The following is a 3,306-nucleotide window of genomic DNA, read 5'->3' as shown; positions in this document are numbered from 1 at the left end:
GAATGAGTCACGATCCCCAGCCATCGACAGGATGGCGGCGACGGTGTGGGCGTTGTGGGTGGCGAATTGCGGATAGATGCGGTCGGTCATCGACAGCAGCTTTTTCGCGCAGGCGAGGTAGGACACGTCGGTGTTGGCCTTGCGGGTGAAGACCGGATATCCGTCGAGCCCGAGCGTCTGCGCCCGCTTGATCTCGGTGTCCCAATAGGCGCCCTTGACCAGCCGCACCATGATGGTGCGGTCGTACTTCTTCGCCAGCGCATAGAGCCAATCGATGACGAAGGCGGCGCGCGGACCATAGGCCTGGACGACGACGCCAAAACCGTTCCAGCCGGCAAGCTCCGGCTCGGCCAGCACCCGCTCGATGATTTCGAGCGACAGGTCGAGGCGGTCGGCCTCCTCGGCGTCGATGTTGAGGCCCATGCGCGAATGGCGCGCCGCCAGCGCCAGCGACAAAAGCCGCTCGGCCATCACAGGCAGCATCTTTTCCTTTTGCGACACTTCATAGCGCGGGTGCAGCGCCGAGAGCTTGACCGAGATGCCGTGGTTCTGGCGGATGTCGGGACCATTGGCGCCGGCATCGAGCGAGGAGATGGCCTCGGCATAGGCCTTGAGATAGCGCAACGCGTCCGCCTCGGTGCGAGCCGCTTCGCCCAGCATATCGAAGGAATAGAGATAGCCTTTCTGGGTCATCGGCCGGCCGCGCTTGACGGCCTCGGCAATCGTGCGGCCGAGCACGAACTGCTCGCCCATTTCGCGCATGGCGGCGGCGACCGCCTTGCGGATGACCGGCTCGCCCAGCCGGCGCACCATGGCGCGCAGCGTGCCTTCGATGCCGCCCTCGCCCTCGTCGAGCACCCGGCCGGTCAGCATCAGCGCCCAGGTCGACGCATTGACGAAGATCGAGCTCGAGCCCCCTGAATGCGCTGACCAGTCGTGCGGCGCGATCTTGTCGGCGATGAGGTCGTCCATCGTTTCGGTGTCGGGCACCCGCAGCAGCGCTTCGGCCAGGCACATCAGCGCGACGCCCTCCTTGGTGGAAAGGCCGTAAGCGGACAGAAAGACTTCCATCAGCCGCGGATCGGACGAGCCGCGCACCGCCCGCACCAGGTCGGCGGCGCGGGCCGAAATTGCCTTCCGCTCTTTCGTCGAAAGCCCTGTCGCCTCGGCCAGCCACTTCACGGCCTCGTCTTCATCGGGCAAGTAATTGGCACGGATCTGCTGGCGGATGGCATCGAGCGCTGGCATGACGGTCCTATAGAGCAAGCATCAGGGAGTGGTCCGGCGGTCACCGGACCGAATGGCGCAAGCTAACACAAAGCTTGGTTTCGATCGGTCCAAAGAAATCGACAGGAGAGGCCGATTGGATTATCTTGTGGCCTGATTTTCCCCAATTTGACCGCAAATTCGATGACAGAAGACCAATTGGACCGCATCGACAGGAACATCCTATCGGCGCTGGGCAGCAATGGCCGGCTTTCCATGTCGGAACTCGCGGCCAAGGTCGGCCTGTCGAAGACGCCGGTGCAGGCGCGGGTCAAGCGGCTGGAGAAGGACGGCATCATCCGCGGCTACCAGGCGATCATCGACCGTGAGCGCATGGGCGAAGGCCATGTCGCCTTCGTCCAGGTGAAGTTGTCCGACACCCGCTCGGCCGCGCTCGACGCCTTCAACCGCGCCGTGCAGGCGGTGCCGGAGATCGAGCAATGCCACATGATGGCGTCGAGCTTCGATTACCTCCTGAAAGTCCGCACCACCGACATCGCCACCTATCGCCGCGTGCTCGGCGAGCGCATCTCCGCCCTGCCCCACGTCGCCCAGACTTCGACCTTTGTGGCGATGGAGACGGTCAAGGATCGGTAGTAGAGCGCTGCTGCGGTGAACGTCGGCGGGACAGCGCCCCCTTTGTCCTGCCGGACATCTCCCAGAACGACGGCTTCGGCGACAGCGGCCTTTCCTTCAATGTTGAAAATTGGCGAAAGCCGAGGGGACAGCCAATCTCCCCCTCGTGGGGGGACGTCCGGCAGGACGGAGGGGGCGCGAAGGATCGCTACCGACCGGCCTTTATTCCGAGTCCTTCACTCCGCCAATGTCTTCAAAAACGCCACCAGCGCGGCGCGCTCGCGGTCCGAAAGCTGCAGCGGATGGATCTCGGATATGCCCTCGACACTCGCCGGCGCCGTCGAATAATGCGCCACCACTTCGTCGAGCGACGAGAACTGCCCGGCATGCATGTAGGGGGGACGGGTGGCGGCACCGCGCAGCGACGGCGTCTTGTAGGCGCGGGCGAGTTCCGGTCCGGCCTTGACCATGAAGCGCAGCTCGCCGCAGGCGCTGGCGTCGCCATCGCGAAACGCGCCGAAACAGTTGAACGGGTCGGCCTCGACCTGCGCCACCGCATCTATGCGGCCGCGATCCGCAGGCAGATTTGCAACCGGCGGCACGCCGGTGTTGTGAAAGCTGCCGTCGGTGAAACGCGCCCCGGTGTGGCACGTCACGCAATTGGCCTTGCCGATGAACAGCTTTAGCCCGAGGATTTCCTCGGGCGAAAAAGCATCGTCGCCTTGCGGCAACTGTATACCAGTAGCCAGGGCGGCAGCGAACCGGTCGAAGCGCGTCTGCGGCGGCGCGATCGACCGCTCGAAGGCGGCGATCGCCTTGCCGATATTGGCGAAGACGCGATTGACGCCCTCGGCCTGCGCTTCGGTCATCGTGCTCCACGCCGCCTTCTCGGCATCGCTGCCGAGCGGGCTGGCATTGGCCGGCACAGTCGAAAGGTCGGGCAGCGGCCCGAAGATGCGCTCATAGCGCTCGCCGAATCGCGCCTTGATATAATGCGCGTAGGCGGCGCGATTGCCGGCCTGCTCCAGCGGATTCTCCAGCGGCGCCAGCGCCTGCGCCCAAAGGCTGTCGCGCCGCCCGTCCCAGAAGAAGAATGGATCATGCGCGACGCCGGCCAGCGGCATAGTGCGCCGGTTGGTGCGGCCGACGCCGACCGCTTGCGGCAGGTCGTCCTGGAATTGCCGGTCGATCTTGTGGCAGGTCGAGCAGGAAACCTTGCCGTCGCCGCTCATCCCGACGTCGAAAAACAGCGTCGCGCCGAGGGCGGCGGCGGCCGGCACGTCGGCGAAGCGGTTGGTGGTGTCGGTTTTCGGCGGCGGTAGCGCCGACAGCGCCAGTGAGGCGATGGTCTTCTTTTCGGCATCGGAAAACTCCGGCTTGCCGCAGCCGGCAAGCACGCCCATCGCCAGCAGCGCGAAAAGACGCGAAAAGCGGTTCATCTTGCTCCAGCGCTCAGAGCAACAC

3 protein-coding genes are annotated in these 3,306 nt (G+C 65.0%); 1 reads left to right on the top strand and 2 read right to left on the bottom strand.

What is annotated here, in order from left to right:
* A partial coding sequence (locus EOA86_RS27725; protein ID WP_206630148.1) for a proline dehydrogenase family protein occupies positions 1–1,248 on the bottom strand: 1,248 nt, incomplete at its 3' end.
* 162 nt (positions 1,249–1,410) lie between these two features.
* Between EOA86_RS27725 and EOA86_RS27720 the strand changes: the two genes are divergently transcribed.
* The gene (locus tag EOA86_RS27720) at positions 1,411–1,863 is read left to right on the top strand and encodes an Lrp/AsnC ligand binding domain-containing protein (protein WP_029353359.1); all 453 of its coding nucleotides are present in this window, start codon (positions 1,411–1,413) and stop codon (positions 1,861–1,863) included.
* Positions 1,864–2,078: 215 nt separating this feature from the next.
* On the opposite strand, the gene EOA86_RS27715 is transcribed toward EOA86_RS27720, so the two are convergent.
* Positions 2,079–3,281 carry a cytochrome c peroxidase gene (locus EOA86_RS27715; protein WP_128344592.1) on the bottom strand — a complete coding sequence of 401 codons (1,203 nt, stop codon included), beginning with the start codon at positions 3,279–3,281 and terminating at the stop codon, positions 2,079–2,081.
* Positions 3,282–3,306 lie beyond the last annotated feature (25 nt).

It is taken from the genome of Mesorhizobium sp. M5C.F.Ca.IN.020.32.2.1 (assembly GCF_004023105.1).
Lineage (GTDB): Bacteria > Pseudomonadota > Alphaproteobacteria > Rhizobiales > Rhizobiaceae > Mesorhizobium > Mesorhizobium wenxiniae.
This window is presented reverse-complemented; position numbering and strand designations above follow the sequence as displayed.

Excerpts from the sequence above, each read along its gene's own strand:
- EOA86_RS27720 (WP_029353359.1), top strand. The coding sequence starts at position 1,411 with ATGACAGAAGACCAATTGGACCGCATCGACAGGAACATCCTATCGGCG.
- EOA86_RS27715 (WP_128344592.1), bottom strand. The coding sequence starts at position 3,281 with ATGAACCGCTTTTCGCGTCTTTTCGCGCTGCTGGCGATGGGCGTGCTT.